Source organism: Tropicibacter naphthalenivorans, assembly GCF_900176475.1.
Taxonomy (GTDB): Bacteria; Pseudomonadota; Alphaproteobacteria; order Rhodobacterales; family Rhodobacteraceae; genus Tropicibacter; species Tropicibacter naphthalenivorans.
Genome location: NZ_FWXX01000003.1, coordinates 1 through 21,151 on the forward strand (window position 1 = coordinate 1; position 21,151 = coordinate 21,151).

At 62.4% G+C, this 21,151-nt stretch carries 16 protein-coding genes; 9 read left to right on the top strand and 7 right to left on the bottom strand.

Features of this window, described 5'->3' with window-relative positions:
- The first annotated feature begins 80 nt into the window (after positions 1 to 80).
- Positions 81 to 674 (top strand): hypothetical protein, encoded by a 594-nt coding sequence (locus B9A11_RS07995; RefSeq protein ID WP_143595834.1) that lies wholly within the window; start codon positions 81 to 83, stop codon positions 672 to 674.
- 58 nt (positions 675 to 732) lie between these two features.
- Here the strand turns inward: B9A11_RS07995 and B9A11_RS08000 are convergent, their stop codons facing one another.
- Together B9A11_RS08000 and B9A11_RS08005 are read right to left on the bottom strand one after the other, a co-directional pair.
- Positions 733 to 4,977: a GGDEF and EAL domain-containing protein gene (locus B9A11_RS08000; RefSeq protein ID WP_143595835.1), complete on the bottom strand. Its 4,245-nt coding sequence runs from the start codon at positions 4,975 to 4,977 to the stop codon at positions 733 to 735.
- Between the two features lie 363 nt (positions 4,978 to 5,340).
- Positions 5,341 to 6,648, bottom strand: a complete 1,308-nt coding sequence (locus B9A11_RS08005; RefSeq protein ID WP_058247883.1) for an MFS transporter — start codon at positions 6,646 to 6,648, stop codon at positions 5,341 to 5,343.
- A gap of 171 nt (positions 6,649 to 6,819) precedes the next feature.
- Between B9A11_RS08005 and B9A11_RS08010 the strand changes: the two genes are divergently transcribed.
- Positions 6,820 to 7,815, top strand: a complete 996-nt coding sequence (locus B9A11_RS08010; RefSeq protein WP_058247884.1) for a hypothetical protein — start codon at positions 6,820 to 6,822, stop codon at positions 7,813 to 7,815.
- 21 nt (positions 7,816 to 7,836) lie between these two features.
- A complete protein-coding gene (locus B9A11_RS08015) occupies positions 7,837 to 9,390 on the top strand; it encodes a phosphate ABC transporter substrate-binding/OmpA family protein (protein ID WP_058247885.1) in 1,554 nt (517 codons plus the stop codon).
- Positions 9,391 to 9,393: 3 nt separating this feature from the next.
- Here B9A11_RS08015 and radC read toward each other — a convergent pair whose 3' ends face one another.
- The 3 genes from radC to dnaK all read right to left on the bottom strand — a co-directional run bounded on the left by radC (position 9,394) and on the right by dnaK (position 13,504).
- Positions 9,394 to 10,158, bottom strand: a complete 765-nt coding sequence (radC, locus tag B9A11_RS08020) for a RadC family protein (protein WP_058247886.1) — start codon at positions 10,156 to 10,158, stop codon at positions 9,394 to 9,396.
- A 197-nt stretch (positions 10,159 to 10,355) separates the two neighbouring features.
- A complete protein-coding gene (dnaJ, locus tag B9A11_RS08025) occupies positions 10,356 to 11,504 on the bottom strand; it encodes a molecular chaperone DnaJ (RefSeq protein ID WP_058247887.1) in 1,149 nt (382 codons plus the stop codon).
- A gap of 80 nt (positions 11,505 to 11,584) precedes the next feature.
- Positions 11,585 to 13,504: a molecular chaperone DnaK gene (gene dnaK / locus B9A11_RS08030; protein ID WP_058247888.1), complete on the bottom strand. Its 1,920-nt coding sequence runs from the start codon at positions 13,502 to 13,504 to the stop codon at positions 11,585 to 11,587.
- Between the two features lie 209 nt (positions 13,505 to 13,713).
- Between dnaK and B9A11_RS08035 the strand changes: the two genes are divergently transcribed.
- Positions 13,714 to 14,319, top strand: coding sequence for an alpha-ketoglutarate-dependent dioxygenase AlkB family protein (locus B9A11_RS08035; RefSeq protein ID WP_058247889.1), 606 nt, complete (start codon positions 13,714 to 13,716; stop codon positions 14,317 to 14,319).
- Here B9A11_RS08035 and B9A11_RS08040 read toward each other — a convergent pair.
- Positions 14,316 to 14,912 (bottom strand): COG3650 family protein, encoded by a 597-nt coding sequence (locus B9A11_RS08040; RefSeq protein ID WP_159452483.1) that lies wholly within the window; start codon positions 14,910 to 14,912, stop codon positions 14,316 to 14,318. The two genes, B9A11_RS08035 and B9A11_RS08040, sit on opposite strands and share 4 nt — an antisense overlap.
- Positions 14,913 to 14,931: 19 nt before the next feature.
- Complete coding sequence (locus tag B9A11_RS08045; RefSeq protein ID WP_058248204.1) at positions 14,932 to 15,762, bottom strand: ABC transporter permease; 831 nt, start codon at positions 15,760 to 15,762, stop codon at positions 14,932 to 14,934.
- Positions 15,763 to 15,886: 124 nt separating this feature from the next.
- On the opposite strand from B9A11_RS08045, the gene cysQ reads away from it, so the two are divergent.
- The 5 genes from cysQ to B9A11_RS08070 all read left to right on the top strand — a co-directional run bounded on the left by cysQ (position 15,887) and on the right by B9A11_RS08070 (position 21,093).
- Positions 15,887 to 16,684, top strand: coding sequence for a 3'(2'),5'-bisphosphate nucleotidase CysQ (cysQ, locus tag B9A11_RS08050; RefSeq protein WP_058247891.1), 798 nt, complete (start codon positions 15,887 to 15,889; stop codon positions 16,682 to 16,684).
- A 3-nt stretch (positions 16,685 to 16,687) separates the two neighbouring features.
- Positions 16,688 to 17,908 carry a glycosyltransferase family 2 protein gene (locus tag B9A11_RS08055; RefSeq protein WP_058247892.1) on the top strand — a complete coding sequence of 407 codons (1,221 nt, stop codon included), beginning with the start codon at positions 16,688 to 16,690 and terminating at the stop codon, positions 17,906 to 17,908.
- A gap of 149 nt (positions 17,909 to 18,057) precedes the next feature.
- Entirely contained in the window at positions 18,058 to 18,954 is an 897-nt protein-coding gene (galU, locus tag B9A11_RS08060; RefSeq protein WP_058247893.1) for a UTP--glucose-1-phosphate uridylyltransferase GalU, read from the top strand.
- A gap of 2 nt (positions 18,955 to 18,956) precedes the next feature.
- Positions 18,957 to 19,940: a UDP-glucose 4-epimerase GalE gene (gene galE / locus B9A11_RS08065; protein ID WP_058247894.1), complete on the top strand. Its 984-nt coding sequence runs from the start codon at positions 18,957 to 18,959 to the stop codon at positions 19,938 to 19,940.
- A complete protein-coding gene (locus B9A11_RS08070) occupies positions 19,921 to 21,093 on the top strand; it encodes a glycosyltransferase family 4 protein (protein ID WP_058247895.1) in 1,173 nt (390 codons plus the stop codon). The genes galE and B9A11_RS08070 overlap by 20 nt, the downstream gene beginning before the upstream one ends.
- The last annotated feature ends 58 nt before the right edge of the window (positions 21,094 to 21,151 follow it).

Consider the following 21,151-nt stretch of genomic DNA (forward strand, 5'->3'; position numbering starts at 1 on the left):
TCGCGACGCGTTACGACCGAAACCCGGTCATCTTTCTCTCAGCCATCGCTCTCGCCGCCATCGTCATCTTCTGGCTATGAATGGAAATGAGTCCTGAGCCTAAGACAAATAACGCCACTTTCGGCCTTTGGGACAAACTTTTTCAAGTTCTTCAGCAGGTCACGCATAATGACACCAACCAGATGCGCCAGCCCCTCTCTTCAATCAGGCCGCTAACTGGCCGAAAAACTCTGACGATGGACAGTGGACCTTGCGGGGCCAATGACGAAGCTCTCCTCGCCGCAACCGCCCAGAACCTCCGCAAGCTGGCCAAGATCCTTCCCGCACCGCAGCAACCGCGAAAAGCCTGGCAAGAAAGGCACTTGCGGCCCATTCTGGGGGCAACATTCTGCGCCAGAGAACGAGTATCTTTCCACGGACTCGGCGGATTTCCAACATTCTCTACAGGTGCGACCACAGCCTTCTCGGGTCAAAGAAGAGGAGCTTCTTTCTGGATGAGCCCTCAGAACCAATTGCGCTCTAATGGTGGCCGTTCAGAGCGCATTCGCGGCAAGACCATGAAGCAAGCGCCGCCCCAAACCAAGTTGATAGGTAACTTTGGGCCCAGACAGACGCATCCCGGAGATTATCACGCCCTGCACCGCTTTGTCGCCGCAAGTCTGCTTTCAACTTAAAGCGACAGAAATCGAACGCACGCGTCCGGTTTCAAGCGGCTATATGACCTGCTTCATCTCAGATCGCCGAGAGCGATTGCCGTCTAAAGGGAATGGTATTTTGCTTCCATTCTGCAGCGGGTGCAGGCCGTCCGTGCAGGTAGCCTTGCTGTATGGTGATCCCAAGCCCGATAAGCGTATCGCGTTGAATCGCTGTTTCGACACCTTCCGCGATGATTTCCGCGTCGAAGGCTTTGCAGATGTCCGGCATGTGGCGCAGCAGCTCCTGTGCCCTTTGATCGACATCAGACCGTGCGATCAGGCAGCGATCCAGCTTGAGCCACGAAATCGGGAGGTCGAGAAGCCGATCAAGATTGCTGGCTTCGCGCCCGAAATCGTCCAGTGCAATCTCGAACCCGGCGTCTTTCAACAACAGCAACTCGCGCCGAAGGGCATCGACTTCCAATCGGTGGGACATGCTTTGTTCGGATATTTCGAGCACGATTTTGCGTTTCTGGGAAATCGGCGCCAGTAGACGTGCCAGGTGGCGCGCAGCGCCATCGTAGGCAACCGCAGAGACCGCGAGATTCACCGCCAGGAACCCATCATCCTCCGGCGGCAGGGCGTGGCAGGCCGACACAAGAGCCTTGATCGGGTAGTCGAGCCATTGCTTTTGCGAGGTGAGTTCAAGGTAGCCCCCAAGGAAGCTGGCCGGGCCCATGTTGCCCGCGTCCCCGCGATCCCAACGCACGAGGGCTTCGTAGCCGATGGTCCGGTTGCGGGCGCAATCAATGACCGGCTGTAGGTGATACACGATGTCGTCGGCACGCAGCGCGGCTTCGATGTCAGCGAGGGTCGCGTTGCTGGAGCCGATTGCCTCCTTGAACGTATGATCCGCGAGGACGACGCGATCCCGGCCATTCTCCTTGGCGGCGCGCAGAGCCGTATCGCAAGTCTGGAACGCCCGATCGAAACTTTCGCCGGCCTGCCAATGCGCAACACCAATGCTCGCCGTTCGCCCTATGTGTCCGCCGGGGGTCGTGATCACCACATCAGCGATGGCTTCGCGCAGCGTTTCGGCAAACGCCTCGGCGACCCTCCAGCCCAACCAAGGGGCCCAGATGCAGAATTCCTCGCCGCCCGTGCGCAGCGCCACACCGGCATTCGGCAACACCGCCTTCAAGGCGTCGGCGACCTTCACCAAAAGCCGATCCCCCACATCATGGCCAAAGGAATCGTTCACCGACTTGAAATGGTCGATATCGAGCGCGATCAGGCAGCAATCGTCGGTTGGCAAACTGTCCGGCATCGTCAGGTAACGGCGGACGTACAGCCCGGTCAGCGGATCCCGAAGCGCCATTTCCTCCAGCGTCTGACGGACCTCCAGTTCTGCCGAAAGGTCTGTCATCGCAGAGATCACGAGAATTTCCCCCGAGGTCACGCTGCGTGTGTTCAGCGCATCGCGGCGCATCGTGATTTCGCGGCCGTCCTTGCAGATGATTTGCCGCACATCGGTCCTGACAACGCCCAGAGGATGCGATTGCCCCCGGTTCGCGACAACCTCTGCGCGGCAAGTTTCCGGCAGCAGAATTTGACCATCGTTGCCGATCAGGTCGTCGTCGCTGTATCCGGTGAGACGCTTGAACCCTTCGGAGACGGAGATGATCCGGTAGTGCTCTCCCTGAACGATGCTCGCGGCCGGGCTTTCGGACAGGTATTGCAGCTGGGCTTCGTGCTGCTTTTCCAGCGCGGTCACATCGACGAGTGTCATGATCAGCAACGTTTCGCCCGCGACGGTCTGGCTTGCGCCACTGGCGATGAATACAAGCCTGCGCCCGTCCTTGGCGCGCAGGACTCGGCGCCAGCCAGTGCCCCCGTCACAGGCTGGATAACCCGGACGATTGCGCTGTTCCCGGATCTCTTCGATTGCGGTTTCATCCATCAGCCAGATGGACGGGTCGACGCCGATACTTTCCTCCATGCTGTACCCGGTTGCCCGCACCCATGCCTCAGAAACGGCCCGCACCCGTTTGTCCGGTCCTTGCACCATGATGATCGCGTCGGTCTTGCTCAGCAGGACGTTTGCGAATTCGAAGGACGCGAAATCCGAGACATCGGTGAATTGCGCCGTAAAGCGGAACGGAAGGGTCGGCCCATCGCTCCACCGGCTTTCGACGATCACCGGTTTCTCTTGGCCGTCATGGGTTCGCAGGGTGCCGTTGACGATGAGGATTTCATCCGTCGGGCAAGCGTGAAAGACCTCTGCGCGCAGCCGTTCTTCTTCCGGGAGGAAAAGAACGCTTTCGCCAAAAATAGGCTTTCCGACCAAGGCACTGGCGGTGCTACCGACAAAGTCCGCAAGCCGGTTCGAAGCGCTGACGATACGCTGGTCGCTGTCGTAGGTGGCCATCATGATCGGCCCACGTTCGAACATGGCGACCTGCGTCGCTGTGGACTGCGCCTCGCGATGCTTGGCGAAGGACCGCAGCAGGAAAGCCGTCTCGCCGAACAAGACCGCCGTCCAAGGGAAGCTGTCCTCCGGCGCTTGGGCCAGCGCCGCCGAGAGGAAGAACGCAATGACGGCCACAAAGACCGAGACCGCCCCGTCAATCAAGGTGGCGTGGAAAGTAGCCGCCAAAGCGATCACCACGATCCCGAAAATGGCCATGTCGTGCAGCGTCGGGTTCTGGGTGCCGAGCGCGAAGCCACAGGCTGCGGCCGCGGCTGCGAACGCCATATGCAGCACGGCTGTCCGGGGCCTGGCGACGTGCGGCACGTCTGGCGCGTTGGACTGTAGCGCGAGACCGATGGCAATGCCGGCAACCGCCAAGCCGCCGACAAAGTCGCTGACCACCCAAAATACCCAAATGGCCGACATCTGCGTTTCGAAGGTTTTCGCGAGGAACGCGGAAGAGACAGTCCCCATGATCATGACCACGACGCCAAGGCCCAAAATCGCCATCACAAGGCGTGGCGCCGTGAGCCGCAGGCACTGCCATCCATTTCCGTCTGTCTTGGGCAACAAAAGCCGGTGCAGAAATGCGGCAGAGAGCACCGCCGTCATGCTATTGATCGTTGACATGACCACCGTTGGCCACAAGGAATGCCCCATCAAGGTATTGGCCGCGACCATCGCCGTCAGGCCTGTCAGGGCAATCAGCGGCCAGTCGCGCAGGGGCCGGAACAAAACCAGAAAAATCAGCGCAAAGTTCGCCCACCAGACCCCCGCAATCGTTGTGCTGGCCGCGTCAAGCGCGATGGCGCCAACGGCGAGGGTAAAGATCATGATAAAGTCATGAATGCGCTGGCCACGCTGTCCCGCACGGAACAGCGCCCAAAGCTCCAGCGCGACAAGGGACGGGAAATAAAGCTCTGATTGTCGTGGCCGATGGCCGCTTACGGCGACGATCGCGCTTAGGGTCGCGGCGCCTCTTTGGCGCAAAACTCGCACCGCCAACAATGTCACCAGCCCGTACAGGAGCCCGACAAAAAGTGTCGTCTCGAGAACGGGGCGTCCCATGCTCAGCGCGACAGCGCCGTGCAGGCTTGCCAGGCTGGCTCCGATGATCGTGGGCAGAACTCTCAAGGCAAAGCCTTTGCCGCGAACGGGCGTTCGAACGGTTGGATGATCGCACATGGCCAGTGCTTGCGTCAGAAACAGGACCGCAGTGGGTGCCCCCATACCGTGGATGAGCGTGTCCTTGGACGGCGCCAAAAGATAGCCCGCCAATTGCAGGGCGCTCGTTAATCCAATGAGGAATATCAGCCCCAGGGAAGCAGTCACGAACCTTGCGCGATGTCTGGGACGCGCCCAAGCCTGCGCTTGAAACAGCGCCGCGAGCGACAGGCCGACAATCATCACCAACGTCGCGACGCTGACGTGGCGGGCTGCCTTAGCGGTGCCAATACGGTCCAGAACGGCGGCAGGCGCAAGGCTCTGGAGTTCAAGCCAGCGGAATGTCAGCAGCGACAGCCCCGAAACAAGGGTGAATGCGCCGATCCCGACGGCGATTTTGCGCCATATGCCCGATGGCATCTCGGGGAGGGCCAAGACGATTGCGGCGGTCAAAAGAACGCCCAGTCCCAGGGTCACCGGGTGCATCGCATACAATCCGCCCCAGCTTTCGAACCCCGGCAACACGAGCAACAGACCGCACGCCTGCACGACAATAAAAAGAGCCAACCCAAGGAACGGCGTGGGCCTGAAGACGGCCTCGCGTTCAAAACCGCGAACGGATGTATCAATTCGATGGTGTCGCAAGAGATACGATCCTCTTTCGTCGTCAGGATTGCGCGTCGATGAGGTGGCAAAAAAGCTGAGCAATAGCGTTTTGCCCTAGACCAGCGGGGCAACTTTCAGGCTGAACTGTCAAAGTTAATTTTCGATTAACGTGTCAGTGTCCTTCACGGTTGGCGCGTGCGAAATCAGCTTGCTGCGGGCCCGGCCACGCCATCAGCCGTAAACCCGAAAGCAGCAGTCGAGAAACAAGAGAGGCGGTCACCTCTACGACCAGCCGCAACCGACCAGCCTCAACCGGCCGGGGCGGCCAATCTGACGCTGAGGCATCGGATTGACCAAGGGCACATAGAGGTTCCGTTTGCCGCTCACGGGACAATCGTCTCTTAAGGTCTATTTGCAAGGCTGCCGAACAGCGCCCCATTATTGGGGGGAACCTACGGTGTCCCCCTATGGCTTGTGGTGACGCGGCCATGCTGGGTGGTGGTCGTCGATTACAAAGGCATGGCTGTGCCGAACCGGGCCTTGATCGCCGGTGTGGGCGTCTGGCGCCGGGTGCTCATGCTCGATCTGAGCTGGATCGTCCGCTGGCCACAGCCGCATCGCCGCAAAGGTGCCCCCTGCCGCCAGACCCGCCATGACCCAAAAGGTCGACGACAGCCCAAGCGCTGCCCCCAGCCCTCCGGCCAGGGGATAGGCCAACAGCCACGCCGCGTGTGACAGGGCAAACTGGGCCGCAAACAGCGCGGGGCGATCCTCGGCGTGACAAGACCGGGTGATCAAAACCCCCGCCGGGGTCTGGATCATCGCCGCCCCTGCCCCAATCATCGCCCACAGCAGTAGCCCCGCGACCACCCCCGGCCCGAGCCCCGCCAGCATCAGCCCCGAGATCAGAACCCCGCCGCCCAGCAGCATCACCGGCCTTGGCGCGCGCTGCCCCAGCACCCGCGGCAACACCAGCGCCACCGCCATGGACCCGATCCCGCTGGCCGCGAAATGCAGCGCAACCATCTGATCGCCGTAGCCGAGGTCGGCCTTGACCCGCACCACCGTGTTCACGATCACCATCGCCGTCGCCGCCGCCACCGCGACATACAGCGCCAACAAACCGCGTAGCCTTGGGGTGGCGAAATAGATCCAGATCCCTCGGGTCACGCGCTTGCGAAAGGGGGCCGGGGCGCCGGCCTTGCGATCAGGCAAACGGACGCTGGCCACCAGCGCCGCTGACGCCAAAAACCCGATCGCCGTGCCGCCGAACAGCGCGTGGAAAGACGTAACGGCCAGAATCGCCCCGGCCAACATCGGTGCCAAAAGCGATTCGAGATCATAGGTCAGGCGCGCGTAAGACAGCGCTTGGGTATAGGCGGCCTCATCCTCGAGTATATCGGGGATCGTCGCCTGAAACGTCGGGGTGAACGCCGCCGAAAAGGCCTGAAAGCCGAACACCAGCGCGTAGATCTGCCAAATCTCGGTGACAAAGGGCAAGGCCAAGACCAACGAGGCCCGCGCCACATCCAACCCGATCAAAAACCCTCTGCGCGGCATCCGCGCCGAGACAGCCGCCGCCACCGGGGCCAGCCCCACATAGGCCACCATCTTGATCGTCAGCGCCGTACCCAGCACCACACCTGCATCCGCCCCGGCCAGGTCAAACGCCAAAAGCCCCAGCGCAATGGTCGTCAGCCCCGATCCCAGCACCGACAGGATTTGCGCCAACAGCAGACGCCGATACACAGGATGGGACAACGCGCTTTGCATGGGGCAAAGCCTAGCCGACAGCCACCATAAGGCAATTGTTTTGGCGCAAGCCCCCAAGTGCGTTTTGCAAAACATTTACCGATTTTGCCGCAATGACTCCGCCCGCCCGCCCCATGCCCGCCACTTTTCGCCGACAAGTTGTTTCCAGAACGGTTAGGACAGGAGGCAGCAATGGCTGGTCTCAAGAGCTACGCTTTGGGTGGCGCGACGTTGGTCTGCGCATTTGGCATCGGGTACGTGATGCAGTTCGGCTTTGGCTTGCCGCCGTCGAACGGTCTGCGCGCGCCTGCGACGGTCGAGGTTTCGGCCATCACCGACACGTCTTCGGCGCTCAGGGCGCCCAAGCTGGCGCCTCAAGCGCCCGAGGGCGAGACCCTGGAGCGGATCATCGCCCCCGAAGAGCTGGACCTGGGCAATCTGCCCGACAACTTTGGCCAGCCCGCCAAGGCACTGGCCCCCGCGCCGCAGCCCGCGCCCGAAACCGCGTCCTGCGACATTTCGATGACCGCGACGCCGACGGCGGGCGCTCAGGTCGATCTGACGCTCAGCGCGCCCTGCAACGGGGCCGAACGCGTGACCTTCCATCACCAAGGCATCATGTTCACCGAAACCATGCCCGCCGACGGCGATCTGACCCTGCGTGTCCCGGCAATTGCCGAGCGGGCGATCTTTATCGCGTCTTTCGGCAATGGCGACGGGGCAACCGCCAGCGCCGACGTAACCTCTTTGCCGTTCTACGACCGCGTCGTCGTTCAGTGGAAAGGCGATGCGGGGCTGCAACTGCACGCGCGTGAATTCGACGCCGACTACTTTTCCGACGGGCACATCTGGTCCGATGCGTCGGGCGATCTGGCGGCGGCGGCCCGCGGCGAGGGCGGCTTTCTGACCCGTCTCGGCCAAAAGGACGCCCCCGACGCGCTGATCGCCGAGGTCTATTCTTTCCCCTCCGGCACCGCCAAAACCCCCGGAGAGATCATCCTGACCGTCGAGGCAGAGATCACCGCCACCAACTGCCAAAAGGCGGTTTCCGCCCAAACCCTGGAAATTCGCGGTGACGCGGGGCTGCGCGTGCGCGATCTGGACCTGCAAATGCCGTCCTGCGACTCTGTTGGTGACTTTCTGGTGTTGAAAAACCTCGTCGAAGACCTGAAAATCGCCGCCAGATAAGACGGGTTTGGTGGGCATCACATGGCACTCTTGCGTGCGGCGGTTTTCGCCGCACTTTTCATTATGGCAGCGGTCTCTGCGGCGCTGGCCCAAGACATCACGCTGCGCTCTCGCGATGGCGGGGTCGAGCTGACCGGCACGCTGCTGGGCTTTGACGGCGAATTCTACCGGATCGAAACGCGCTTTGGCGAGCTGACGGTCGATGGCTCTGGCGTCAACTGCGAAGGCGTCGGCTGCCCCTCACTGATCGACTACGTCGCCGAAGTGGACATCTCTGGCTCTGCCACCATGGGCCGCGTGTTGATGCCTGCCCTGATCCAAAGCTTTGCCCTGCGCGGCGGCATGACCACCACGCGCGAGGTGCAGGACGACACGCATTTCACCTACGTGATCCGCGACAATGGGAAGCCTGTGGGGCGGTTCTACTTTCACGTGACCAACACCGACCAAGGCTTTGACGACCTCTTGGCGGATGACGCCGACATCGTGATGGCGCTGCGCGAAATCCGCCCCGCCGAGGCGAAACAGGCCCGCGCCGAAGGACTGGGCGACATGACCCAAGCCAACCGCTCTCGGGTGGTGGCGCTGGACGCGATGGTGCCGATCACCTCGCCCAGCAATCCCGTGAACGGCCTGACCCTGACCCAGCTGGCGGGCGTTTTGTCTGGGCGCATCACCAATTGGGGCCCGCTTGGCGGTGCCGATGCGCCGATCACCTTGCACCTGCGCGATGGCGGCTCTGGGCTGGCTCAGACCATGCAGGACCGCCTTTTGAAACCTGCGCGCGGGACCGTGCCAGAGGACGCCGTGCGCCATGACACCAACGCCGCCCTGGCAGAGGCCGTTGCCCGCGATCCCTTTGGCCTTGGAATCGCGAGCTTTTCCGAGATCGGCAATACCAAGCCCTTGGTCCTGACGGGCGCTTGCGGGTTTACCCTGCGGGCCGCGCGCCGATCCATCAAGACAGAGGACTACCCGCTGACCGCGCCGATGTTCCTATATGTCCCGGCGCGGCGCTTGCCGAAACTCGCGCGCGAGTTCCTAACCTTTACCCGCAGCCCCATGGCGCAGATCGTGATCCGCCGCGCCGGTTTCATCGACCAGGCGCCCGAAGAGGTGGCCATCGACATGCAGGGCGACCGCTTTGTCAACGCCATCACCGTCGCAGAGGGAGAGGACGGCCTGCGGACCTTGCAAGAGATGACGCAGGCTTTGGCCGGGATGCGCCGCCTGACGACCTCTTTCCGGTTTGAACCCGGGTCAAGCCGTCTGGACGCGCAGTCCCGATCCAACGTCCAGCAGCTCGCCGCGGCGATGGAAGCCGGCGTGTACGATGGGCGCGAGGTGATGTTCGTGGGCTTTTCCGACGGCCAAGGCCCCGCCGCGCCCAACCTGCGGATCGCCCGAAAACGCGCTTTGGCGGTGCGCACGGCGGTGCAGGACACGGCCGAAACCGCCGATTTGGGGCGCATTGCCATCGGTGACAAGGGTTTTGGCGAGGCGATGCCCATGGCCTGCGACGACAGCTCTTGGGGGCGCGAGGTCAACCGGCGGGTCGAGGTCTGGGTGCGCTAAGCGCTACAACAGCCCCTCGGACCGAAAGCTCAGCTCGCGCGACTTGCCGATCACGAGGTGGTCGTGCAGCGTGATCCCCATGGTATCGGCGGCCATCTGGATTTGCGCGGTCATGTCGATGTCCGCTTGGCTGGGGGTCGGGTCGCCGCTGGGGTGATTGTGCACAAGAATCATCGCCGTCGCGTTCAGTTCGAGCGCGCGTTTGACCACCTCGCGCGGGTAGACGGGGACGTGATCGACGGTGCCGCGCGCCTGCGCCTCGTCGGCGATCAGCACGTTCTTGCGATCCAGATAGAGCACCCGGAACTGTTCGATGTCGCCATGCGCCATCGCGGTCTGGCAGTAATCCAGCAGCGCGTCCCAAGAGCTGACCACATGTTTGTTGATGACCTTGGACCGCGCGAGACGATGAGCCGAGGCCTCGACGATTTTGAGTTCGGTGATGACCGCATCGCCCACCCCCTTGATCTCTGACAGGCGGGCCTTGGGCGCAGAGACGACACCGTTGAAATCGCCAAAGATTTCGAGCAGTTGCCGCGCGAGGGGTTTGACGTCCCGGCGGGGGATCGCGCGGAACAGCACCAGTTCGAGCAGCTCGTAATCGGGCAAGGCATCGGCCCCGCCGATCAAAAAGCGTTCGCGCAGGCGCGCCCGGTGATCCTTGATATAGGACGGCAGGCGCGTGCCCCCGGCGAGGGGTTCGGCCTGCGCCTCGTCAAAGTCGAACAAGGCGGCTTGGGATTCGGAGAAATGCGGGCCTCTGGTCATACCGTGAGGGTGCCCGCAATTGGTTACCGGCAGGTTAAAACGCAAACGCCCCAGCGCGAGGGCCGGGGCGATGCTGTTTGTTTTTAGGCTGCAAATCGAACCCGGGGCTCCGCACGTAAATCGAACCCGGGTCTCCGCCCGTAAATCGACCGAAGCGTCCACTGGACGCTTCGCCTCGCGTAGCGAGGTTCGTCGATTTACCCCTTCATCGAATCCCAGAAGTTCTTGACCGACTTGAAGAAAGTCGAGCTTTCCGGGTTGTTGTCCTCGGCGAGGCTCTCGAATTCCTTCAGCAGTTCCTTCTGGCGCGAGGTCAGGTTCACCGGCGTCTCAACCGCCAGCTCGATGAACATATCCCCCGTGCCACCGCCGCGCAGGGCAGGCATCCCCTTGCCGCGCAGACGCATCTGGCGACCCGACTGCGATCCCGCCGGGATTTTCACGCGGCTGCGTCCGCCGTCGATCGTCGGCACCTCGATGTCGCCACCCAAGGCCGCCGCCGTCATGGACACAGGCACCCGGCAATGCAGCTCGGTCGCCTCACGCTCAAAGATCTTGTGACGGTCCACCTCGATAAAGATGTACAGATCGCCGGGAGGGCCACCGCGCATCCCCGCCTCGCCTTCGCCAGCCAGACGAATGCGCGTGCCGGTTTCCACACCCGCCGGGATGTTCACGGACAGCGAACGTTCCTTTTGGGTGCGGCCCGCGCCGTTACACTTGGTGCAGGGGTTCTTGATGATCTGGCCCAGACCCGAACAGGTCGGACAGGTCCGTTCCACGGTAAAGAACCCTTGGGTCGCGCGCACCTTGCCCATGCCGGAACAGGTCGGACAGGTGGTCGGTTCCGCGCCGCCCTCGGCCCCAGAGCCGTTGCATTCGCCGCATTGCACCGAGGTCGGCACATTGATCGTCTTTTGCAGGCCGCTGTACGCCTCTTCGAGGGTCACGCGCAGGTTATAGCGCAGGTCCGCCCCGCGCGCCGCCCGCTGGCGGCCGCCCTGACGCCCGCCCATGAAGTCGCCGAACAGGTCGTCGAACACGTCGGAAAACGCGCTGGCAAAGTCACCCTGACCACCGCCCATTCCACCACCGGGACGCGGGCCGCCGCCCATTCCGCCCTCAAAGGCAGCATGGCCGTAACGGTCGTAGGCGGCCTTCTTTTCCGGGTCCTTCAGGACGTCGTAGGCCTCGTTTACTTCTTTGAACTGCGCCTCGGCATCCGGGTTGTCGGCGTTGCGGTCGGGGTGCAGTTCCTTGGCCTTCGTACGAAAGCCTTTCTTGATCTCATCGGCCGAGGCCCCTTTGGCCACGCCGAGCAGATCGTAGTAGTCACGCTTGGACATGGGAGTCCTCCTTTACTGGAACGAAAAAGGGCCAGCCCGGTATCCGGACCGGCCCCAGATGCGTTCCGAGGGCTATGGCCTCAGCCACGCTTGTCGTTGTCGAGATCCTCGAAGTCGGCGTCGACGATGTCGTCTTCGCCCGGACCTGCGGCATCGGACGCGGCGGGCTCATCAGCGCCACCCTCTTCGGCCTGCGCCTTGTAGATCGCTTCGCCCAGACGCATCGCGACCTCGGTCACGTTCTGGATGCCGGCCTTGAGCTTTTCAGCGTCAACGTCGTCTTTTTCCAGATCGTCCTTCAGCGCAGCAACGGCCAGCTCGATCGCTTCGACGGTGGACGGGTCCACCTTGTCGCCGTGATCCTCGATCGACTTCTCGGTCGAGTGGATGAGGCTTTCCGCCTGGTTGCGCGCCTCGACCAGCTCCTTGCGGGCCTTGTCGGCGTCGGCGTTTTCCTCGGCCTCTTTGACCATGCGCTCGATGTCGTCATCGGACAGACCGCCGGACGCCTGGATCGTGATCTGCTGTTCCTTGCCGGTGCCCTTGTCCTTGGCGCCGACGGACACGATGCCGTTTGCGTCAATGTCAAAGGTCACTTCGATCTGGGGCATACCGCGCGGAGCCGGCGGGATGTTTTCCAGGTTGAACTGGCCCAGCATCTTGTTGTCGGCAGCCATCTCACGCTCACCCTGGAAGACGCGGATCGTCACGGCCGACTGGTTGTCTTCGGCGGTCGAGAAGACCTGAGACTTTTTCGTCGGGATCGTGGTGTTGCGGTCGATCAGGCGGGTGAACACGCCACCCAGCGTTTCGATGCCCAGGGACAGCGGGGTCACGTCCAGCAGAACCACGTCCTTGACGTCGCCCTGCAGAACACCGGCCTGAATGGCGGCGCCCATGGCAACGACTTCGTCCGGGTTCACACCCTTGTGCGGCTCTTTGCCAAAGAACTTGGTCACCTCTTCGATGACCTTCGGCATACGGGTCTGACCGCCGACCAGAACGACTTCGTCGATGTCGGAGGTGGTCAGGCCAGCATCCTTGAGCGCCGCAGCACAGGGCTTGAGCGAGTTCTTGATCAGGTCACCCACAAGGCTTTCCAGCTTGGCGCGGGTCAGCTTCATCACAAGGTGCAGCGGCTGACCGTTGGCCCCCATGGTGATGAACGGCTGGTTGATCTCGGTCTGAGTCGAGGACGACAGCTCGATCTTGGCCTTTTCCGCAGCTTCCTTGAGACGCTGAAGCGCCATCTTGTCCTTGGTCAGGTCCGCGCCGTGCTCTTTCTTGAACTCGGTGGCGAGGTAGTTGACGATGCGCATGTCAAAGTCTTCACCGCCAAGGAACGTGTCACCGTTGGTGGATTTCACTTCGAACAGGCCGTCGTCGATTTCCAGGATCGTGACGTCGAAGGTACCGCCGCCAAGGTCATAGACCGCGATGGTGCGGGTTTCTTTCTTGTCCAGACCATAGGCCAGCGCAGCCGCGGTCGGCTCGTTGATGATGCGCAGCACTTCGAGACCGGCGATCTTGCCGGCGTCCTTGGTGGCCTGACGCTGAGCGTCGTTAAAATACGCGGGAACGGTGATGACCGCCTGCGTCACTTCTTCGCCAAGATAGCTCTCGGCGGTTTCTTTCATCTTTTGCAGCGTGAAGGCAGAGATCTGCGCGGGCGAGAATTTCTCGCCACGGATCTCGACCCATGCGTCACCGTTGCCGCCGTCGACGATCTTGTACGGAACGATGTCCTTGTCCTTGGTCACTTCGGCGTCGGTGGTGCGACGGCCGATCAGACGCTTGACCGCAAAGATGGTGTTTTCCGGGTTGGTCACAGCCTGACGCTTGGCCGGCTGGCCCACGAGGCGTTCATCTTCGGTGAAGCCAACGATGGAGGGGGTGGTGCGAGCACCTTCGGCGTTCTCGATCACGCGCGCCTGAGAGCCATCCATGATGGCAACGCAGGAGTTGGTGGTGCCGAGGTCGATACCGATCACTTTACCCATTTTCGATCCCTTTCTGTCTCAAGGCGATGTCACGAGGCGTCGGACCCGTTATGGCATCCTGCCCCGCATTGATTTGGCTGTGTCAGGCGTGGCCTGCATCAGCGCTCGGACGGTATATAAGGAGGCGATTTGCACGCTGCAAGCGTTGGACGGGTGGCTTTTTTGCACAAATACCACAGTTTGGTTCATAACCTCGAAAGGACTGCGCCATGCGCCCCGTGATTGAGCAGAAAGGCTTTGTCATTTACCCCGATTTTCTGGACCGGCCCGCGCAGGAACGCTTGGTCGCAGAGCTGCGCGCGGTCTTGGCGCAAGCGCCGCTGGTGCAACCCGTGACGCCGCGCGGTCAGCCCATGTCGGTGCGCATGTCAGCGGCGGGGGACTATGGCTGGATCACCGACAGGCAGGGCTATCGCTATGAACGGGCGCACCCGAACGGCACGCCTTGGCCGCCAATCCCGGCGCAGGTCCTGGACGTCTGGCAAGAGGTGGCGGGCTGTGACCGCGCGCCCGAGTGCTGCCTGATCAACTGGTACGGGGAAGGCGCGCGCATGGGCCTGCACCAGGACAAGGACGAAGGCGATTTTGCCTGTCCCGTGGTGTCCATATCCTTGGGCGACGAAGGCCTCTTCCGCATGGGCAATCAAACCCGCGGCGGCAAGACCGAATCCGTTTGGCTGCGTTCAGGCGATGTGGTGGTCATGGGCGGCGCGGCGCGGCTGGCCTATCACGGCGTGGACCGCATCCGCTTTGGCTCCAGCACGCTGTTGCCCAACGGCGGGCGCATCAACCTGACCTTGCGGGTGGTGACTTAGTCGACCTGCAAGGTGCAGCAGCCGGAATAGACCTGCGTATCGTATCCGCTGGTGATCACCGTGCCCTCGAATCCGAAGGCGTTGTCGGACATGCCGTCGGTGCAGGCGCGCTGAGACACCGTCACGCTGATGTTCTGCCCCGGCGCGGTGCCCAGAATGGCGTGCGGGCTGAACCGCCCCGATGCGGTGACCAATGCGCCAACGCTATAGGCGCGGTCCGGGTCCTGCGGCGTGGAAAACACCACCTGATCCTCGGGGCGCACAAAGACCGACCAGAACGGCTCGGTGCCGAAACAGTTGAACTGCGCCGCGCCGGTGATCTGGCTGCCCGGCACCTCGGCCAGAAAGCGCAGATTCGCCCAGCCCGGCTGGCCATCCACGTTCACCCGGCCCCAGCCATTTTCCTCTTCGAGCACCTCGACGCCGGTGGCATCATAGGCCAGCGTGCCGATCACATTGGCCGAGGCCATGGGCCGCGTGCGCACGTTCAAAATGTCGTCCGAGGCAACGCCCGTCACATTATACAAAGCAGGCAAGTCCTGCGCCGCCGCAGAGCCCGCCAGCAGGATCATCAAAGCTACAGTCTTAATCATTTCGCCTACGCGAAGCGCATTACCGCCGCGCGCCCCAAGATGCAGAAGCATGTTTGCGGGTGTAAAACTCACCCATCAATCCAATCATGAGCAGGACGATAGACACAGTCAGCGCATACTCCCAGTCGGAATTCCGGGGGTTGTAATTTACAAAAGCGTAGCCACGGGCCTGGTCGATGGTGTGAAACAGCGGGTTCCAGTCGAACATCACCAGCATGTAGGTCGGCAGCGTGTTGGCCACGAACATCTTGCCAGAGGCGATCATGTTCGCCCGCTGATAGATCGTCGAGGCAATGCTGACCGGCGTCGGGAACCAAGGCTTGGCCGCGAGGAACACCATCCCCAGCGCCGCGCCGGAAAACCACGACAGCAGCAGCATCGCAAGACAGCCCACCGGGTCGTGAATGTCGCCCATCACATAGGGGTTAAAGGCCACGTCATAGACAAACAGGATCGCCACCAGCGACAGCACCTGGATATAAAGACTGCTCAGCATCGCAGAGGCAATCGCCACGGCGGTGTTCATCGGCGCGTGCTGCATCATCGGGCTGGCCGGCCCTTCGGACCCGACAACCGCGCCCATCGTCTTGGTGTGGGTCATGTACAAAAACACGCCCGTCATAATGTACACAAGGAAGTCCCCGCGCATCGCCTGACCACGCATCCCAAGGATGTAGAACATGAAATAGAACGCCAGAACGAAGATGATCGTTTGCAGCATGTTCATAAAGATCGCCATGAACGCGTTGCCGTGGGTCTTGCGCACCGAGCGGACGGCGTTGTGGTAGATCAGTTCGGCGGTATAAACCGCCGAGCCCAGACGCGTGCGCCGGGTTGTGGTCTGAAACATGGTACCTGCTCCGATACGCTGCCATAGGTTGACGGCATCCTTGCCGTTCTTGTTGAGAGGCAGCATAAGACGGTCAAGCTTTCAAATCAATAAACCCGCGCGGGCGGGTCAAGGAATCTGAAACATGAACTATTCTGACCTCACCACTGTCATGCGTCGTCTGGCCCTCGAAGGCGGCGCCAAGATCATGGAAATCTACGAAGCCGACGATTTTGACGTCAAAGTCAAATCCGACGACAGCCCCGTCACCGCAGCCGACGAAGCCGCCGACGCGATCATCTCGGCGGGTCTGCGCGCGGCGTTCCCGGACGTGGCGCTTGTGACCGAAGAGCAAGCCGACAGCCACGACGTCAGCGCCATGACCTTTTTGATCGTCGACCCGCTGGATGGCACCAAGGAGTTCATCAAGCGCCGCGGCGATTTCACCGTGAACATCGCGCTGGTCGAAAACGGCATCCCGACGCGCGGCGTGGTCTATGCCCCGGCGCGGAACCGCATGTTCTACACCACCGCCACCGGCGCCACGGTCGAGGAAATGGGCCCGTTCGATCTGGACACCGTTGGGGAAACCAAGCCGATCCGCGTGTCCGAGCCGAACAACTCTGCCTTGATGGTCGTCGCCTCGAAATCGCACCGCGATCAGGCCACCGACGACTACATCAACAAGTATCAGGTCGCCGATTCCAAAAGCGCCGGCTCCTCGCTCAAGTTCTGCCTCGTGGCCACCGGGGAGGCCGACATCTACCCGCGCGTGGGCCGCACGATGGAGTGGGACACCGCCGCAGGCCACGCGGTGCTGAACGGCGCGGGCGGGCGCGTGGTGCGCTTTGACGATCACACGCCGCTGACCTACGGCAAGGACGGGTTCGCCAACCCCTTCTTTATCGCCTACGCCCCCGGCGTCGACCTGCAAGAGGCGTAATCCATGCGCCCCGTCAGCGTCGTCGTGGTCAGCCGAGGCCGGCCCGAGGCGCTGATGCGCTGCCTGACCGGCCTGTCACAGGTCGATTACGCCCCGTTCGAGATCGTCACCGTCGCCTGCCCTGCGGGTGTGGCGGCGGTACAGGCCCGCCCGGATGCCGACCACATCAAGCTGATCCCCTTTGATGAGGCCAATATCTCTGCCGCGCGCAATCTGGGGATTGATGCGGCCGCGGGCGAGATCGTCGCCTTTATCGACGACGACGCCGTGCCAGAGCCGCTGTGGCTGCGCCACCTGACAGCGCCCTTTGACACCGGGGCCGACGCGGTGGGCGGCTATGTGATCGGGCGCAATGGCATTTCCTTTCAATGGACAGCGCGCAGCGTCGATGTGCTGGGCCAAGCCCACCCCTTGGATATAACGGGCACCGATCCGGTGGTGCCTCAGCTGCCCCCGCTGCACGCGCTCAAGACCGAGGGCACCAATATGGCCGTCCGGCGCGAAGTGCTGGCCGCGCTGGGGGGCTTTGACCCCGCCTTTCACTTTTACCTTGATGAGACCGACCTGAACCTGCGGCTCGCAGCCGAAGGCCACACCGTCGCGCTTGCGCCCTTGGCGCAGGTCCACCACGGGTTCGCAGAGTCTGAGCGCCGCACGCGCGACCGCACCCCCAAGGATCTGACCCAGATCGCCGCCTCTCAGCGGGTGTTCCTGCGCAAACACGCCCCGGCGAAGCAGCACAAACCGGCGTGGAAAGCCTTTCGCACCGAGCAACGCCTGCGCCTGCTGCGGCTGATGCAACGTGGCCCGCTGGGGCCGGACGACGTGATGCGCCTGATGGCGGGGCTGCGCAAGGGGGGCAAACAGGGAGAGACGCGAGCGTTCGGCGACACACCTCCGCGCCCTGAGCCGACGCAAGACTTCCTGCCCTATCCCAGCCGTCTTGATGCCCCGCGCGTCACGCTGGCGGGCCGCATCTGGCAGCGCAAAGCCTTGCGCGCGCAGGCCAGGGACCATGCCGCCAAGGGCGACATCCCCTCGGTCTATTTGTTTACATCAACGACACAATTTCATCGCGTTTGGTATGATTTTGACGGATTTTGGCAACAGTCAGGCGGTCTCTTTGGCCGCTCAATCAGAGAGGGAACGTTTTTCCGTTTTCGAACGTTCTCCTCAAGACTAAGGATCGAACAGGCCAGGGTCGCCGCAGTGCGCGGGGAATAATCCACAATCCCCGCCCCGCGATGTAGAAAAATTAATCGTTTTGAATGCTTTTGCATCGAAACCTAGGGAAAAAGGCGTCTAAATTTGTATGGTGCGACGGGATCGCTCATACTTTAGGCTAAGAGCGAATGACAAAGGAGCAAGGCGCTATGCGTAAAAAGGTAACCAAGGCGATTTTTCCGGTGGCCGGTATGGGGACCCGCTTTTTGCCCGCGACCAAGTCGGTGCCAAAAGAAATCATGACCTTGGTGGATCGTCCGCTGGTACAATATGCCATCGACGAAGCGCGTGCCGCTGGCATCAAGGAATTCATCTTTGTGACCTCGCGCGGCAAGGGCGCGCTGGAGGACTACTTTGACCACGCCCCGCAGCTGGAACAAGAGCTGCGCAAAAAGGGCAAGGATGACCTGCTGGAAATCCTCAAGAACACCAACATGGACTCGGGCGAGATCGCCTACATCCGCCAGCACAAAGCGCTGGGTCTGGGCCATGCCATCTGGTGCGCGCGCCGTCTGGTCCACAACGAACCCTTTGCGGTGATGCTGCCCGACGACGTGATCGCCGCCGAAAAGCCCTGTCTGCAACAGATGGTCGAAGCCTACGAGGAAACCGGCGGCAACATGGTCGCCGCGATGGAAGTGCCGCAGGAACGCGTGTCGGCCTATGGTGTGCTCGACGTGGCCGAGGACATGGGGTCGATGGTCAAGGTCAAGGGCATGGTCGAAAAGCCCAAGGCAGAGGCCGCGCCGTCCAACCTTGCCGTGATTGGCCGTTACATTCTGTCGCCCAACATCTTTAAGAACCTCAACAAGATGAAGGCCGGCGCAGGCGGTGAAATCCAGCTGACCGACGCCATCGCGCAGGAAATCGACAACGAGGAAACCGGCGTTTACGGCTACCGCTTCCGCGGCCAGCGTTTTGACTGCGGGTCCAAGGCGGGCTTCTTGCAGGCAACCGTGGCCTTTGGCCTTGCCCGCGACGAGCTGCGCGACGACCTCGAAGGTTACCTGCAAGAGGTGATGGCATCGCGGAAGGCTGCTGAATAAACATGACGAACGTACTTGTGACGGGCGGGGCCGGCTACATCGGCAGCCACGCCTGCAAGGCTTTGAAAACGGCGGGATACACTCCCGTCGTTTTTGACAATCTGGTCACCGGTTGGCAGGACGCGGTGAAATTCGGCCCGTTCGAGCGTGGCGACCTGCTGGATCGCGCCCGTCTGGACCAGGTCTTTGCCCAATACAAACCCGTGGCCGTGATGCACTTTGCCGCCCTGTCCCAGGTGGGCGAGGCGATGGCAAAACCCGGCATGTACTGGCGCAACAATGTCGAAGGGTCGCTGACCCTGATCGAGGCCGCCGTGGATGCGGGCTGTCTGGACTTCGTGTTCTCCTCGACCTGCGCCACCTATGGCGAGCATGACAACGTCGTGCTGGACGAGAACACCCCGCAAGAGCCGCTGAACGCCTATGGCGCGTCCAAGCGCGCGGTGGAAAACATCCTGCGCGATTTCGAGGCGGCGTATGGTCTGCGCTCGGTGATCTTTCGGTATTTCAACGTGGCTGGCGCCGACCCCGAGGGCGAGGTGGGCGAACACCACCGCCCTGAGACGCACTTGATCCCGGTGATGCTGGAGGCGATCGACGGCAAACGTCCCGGCCTGACCATCCACGGCACCGATTATGACACGCCCGACGGCACCTGCATTCGCGACTACGTGCATGTTTGCGATTTGGTCGACGCACATGTTCTGGGGCTGAAATGGCTGCGGGATGGCAAGGGAAGCCGGGTGTTCAACCTTGGCACCGGGCAGGGCTTTTCCGTGCGCGAAGTCATTGATGCCGCGGGCACCGTCACCAACCTGCCCGTGCCCTGCACCGAAGGCCCGCGCCGCGCAGGCGACGCCACCAAGCTGGTCAGCGGCTCGACCCGCGCCGGGGCGGAACTGGGCTGGAAAGCAGATCGGTCCACCATGGCGCAGATGATCGCTGACGCCTGGCGTTGGCACAAGAATGGCCACTACGAAGGTTAACCGCCTGCTCGACCTGACGCGGCTGGTCAGTCGCGCGGGTCGTCCCATGACCGGCGTGGACCGTGTCGAGTTTGCCTATCTGGATCATTTGCTGGGCGCTGGCCCGCTGTGGGGGCTGGTGCGCACCTCGCTGGGCTATGCTCTGCTGGACCATGCGGGCTGTGCGGCCTTGCGCGACAGGCTGGTCAGCGGTCAGTGGGGCGCGGCGGACCGGCTGTCGCGGCTGACACGCGACATGCACCCCACGCGCGCCCGCGCCGAGGCCGACGTCCGGCGGTTGTGCCTTGCCCGCTGCCTGCCGATCCGCCTGTCCGCCATGCTGCGGCGGCACCTGCCCGAGGGCGTGCACTACATCAACACCGGCCACACCAACCTGACCGAGCGCGTGCTGTCGGCGCTGCGCCTGATCCACGCCCGCGTCGCCGTGCTGATCCACGACACGATCCCCTTGGACCACCCGCAATACCAGCGCCCCGGCACGGTGGACCGCTTTCGCCATTTCCTGACCCGTGCCGCGCGCCACGCCGATCTGCTGATCTGCAACTCGGCCCAGACGCGCGCCGATGTGCTGCGCCACGTCGCCCCCTTGCGGCCCGAAACCGTCGTCGCATTGCTCGGCGTGCCTGTGCCGCAGCCGGGGACCGCGCCGGACGGTCCTTGGACCAAGCCCTATTTCGTCACCCTCGGCACCATCGAGCCGCGCAAGAACCACGCCTTTTTGCTGGACCTCTGGCCCGAGATGGACGCCGACCTGCTGATCCTTGGCAATCGCGGCTGGGAAAACCATCAGGTCTTTGCCCGCCTCGACGCGGGGCCCCCGCGCGTGTTCGAGCTGAACGATTTACCCGACGACCAAGTCTTTGCCCTGATCCAAGGCGCTGCCGCCCTGCTGTTCCCCAGCCTCGCCGAAGGTTACGGCCTGCCCCCGATCGAAGCCGCCGCCCTTGGCGTTCCGGTGCTGTGTCACGACCTGCCCATCTACCGGGAGACGTTGGGAAATATTCCCGTTTACGCCGATGTGTCAGATGGTTATCTTTGGTTAGCAAAAATGCGATATTTGGCTGATTGTCGCCAAACCGGAAACGCCGCGCCGCCTGAATTCATCCCCCCCACATGGGAGGCACATTTCAAGGCTGTGTTAAGGTTGATCTGATAGGCAGCAAAAAAAGGCCTCCGGGACGCCGGGGATAACAAGGAAAACATGTTTGGGC

Bases quoted from the DNA above. Each gene is read 5' to 3' on its own strand.
- B9A11_RS07995 (WP_143595834.1), top strand. From the start codon at position 81: ATGGAAATGAGTCCTGAGCCTAAGACAAATAACGCCACTTTCGGCCTT.
- B9A11_RS08005 (WP_058247883.1), bottom strand. From the start codon at position 6,648: ATGCAAAGCGCGTTGTCCCATCCTGTGTATCGGCGTCTGCTGTTGGCG.
- B9A11_RS08010 (WP_058247884.1), top strand. From the start codon at position 6,820: ATGGCTGGTCTCAAGAGCTACGCTTTGGGTGGCGCGACGTTGGTCTGC.
- B9A11_RS08015 (WP_058247885.1), top strand. From the start codon at position 7,837: ATGGCACTCTTGCGTGCGGCGGTTTTCGCCGCACTTTTCATTATGGCA.
- radC (WP_058247886.1), bottom strand. From the start codon at position 10,158: ATGACCAGAGGCCCGCATTTCTCCGAATCCCAAGCCGCCTTGTTCGAC.
- dnaJ (WP_058247887.1), bottom strand. From the start codon at position 11,504: ATGTCCAAGCGTGACTACTACGATCTGCTCGGCGTGGCCAAAGGGGCC.
- dnaK (WP_058247888.1), bottom strand. From the start codon at position 13,504: ATGGGTAAAGTGATCGGTATCGACCTCGGCACCACCAACTCCTGCGTT.
- B9A11_RS08035 (WP_058247889.1), top strand. From the start codon at position 13,714: ATGCGCCCCGTGATTGAGCAGAAAGGCTTTGTCATTTACCCCGATTTT.
- B9A11_RS08040 (WP_159452483.1), bottom strand. From the start codon at position 14,912: ATGATTAAGACTGTAGCTTTGATGATCCTGCTGGCGGGCTCTGCGGCG.
- B9A11_RS08045 (WP_058248204.1), bottom strand. From the start codon at position 15,762: ATGTTTCAGACCACAACCCGGCGCACGCGTCTGGGCTCGGCGGTTTAT.
- cysQ (WP_058247891.1), top strand. From the start codon at position 15,887: ATGAACTATTCTGACCTCACCACTGTCATGCGTCGTCTGGCCCTCGAA.
- B9A11_RS08055 (WP_058247892.1), top strand. From the start codon at position 16,688: ATGCGCCCCGTCAGCGTCGTCGTGGTCAGCCGAGGCCGGCCCGAGGCG.
- galU (WP_058247893.1), top strand. From the start codon at position 18,058: ATGCGTAAAAAGGTAACCAAGGCGATTTTTCCGGTGGCCGGTATGGGG.
- galE (WP_058247894.1), top strand. From the start codon at position 18,957: ATGACGAACGTACTTGTGACGGGCGGGGCCGGCTACATCGGCAGCCAC.
- B9A11_RS08070 (WP_058247895.1), top strand. From the start codon at position 19,921: ATGGCCACTACGAAGGTTAACCGCCTGCTCGACCTGACGCGGCTGGTC.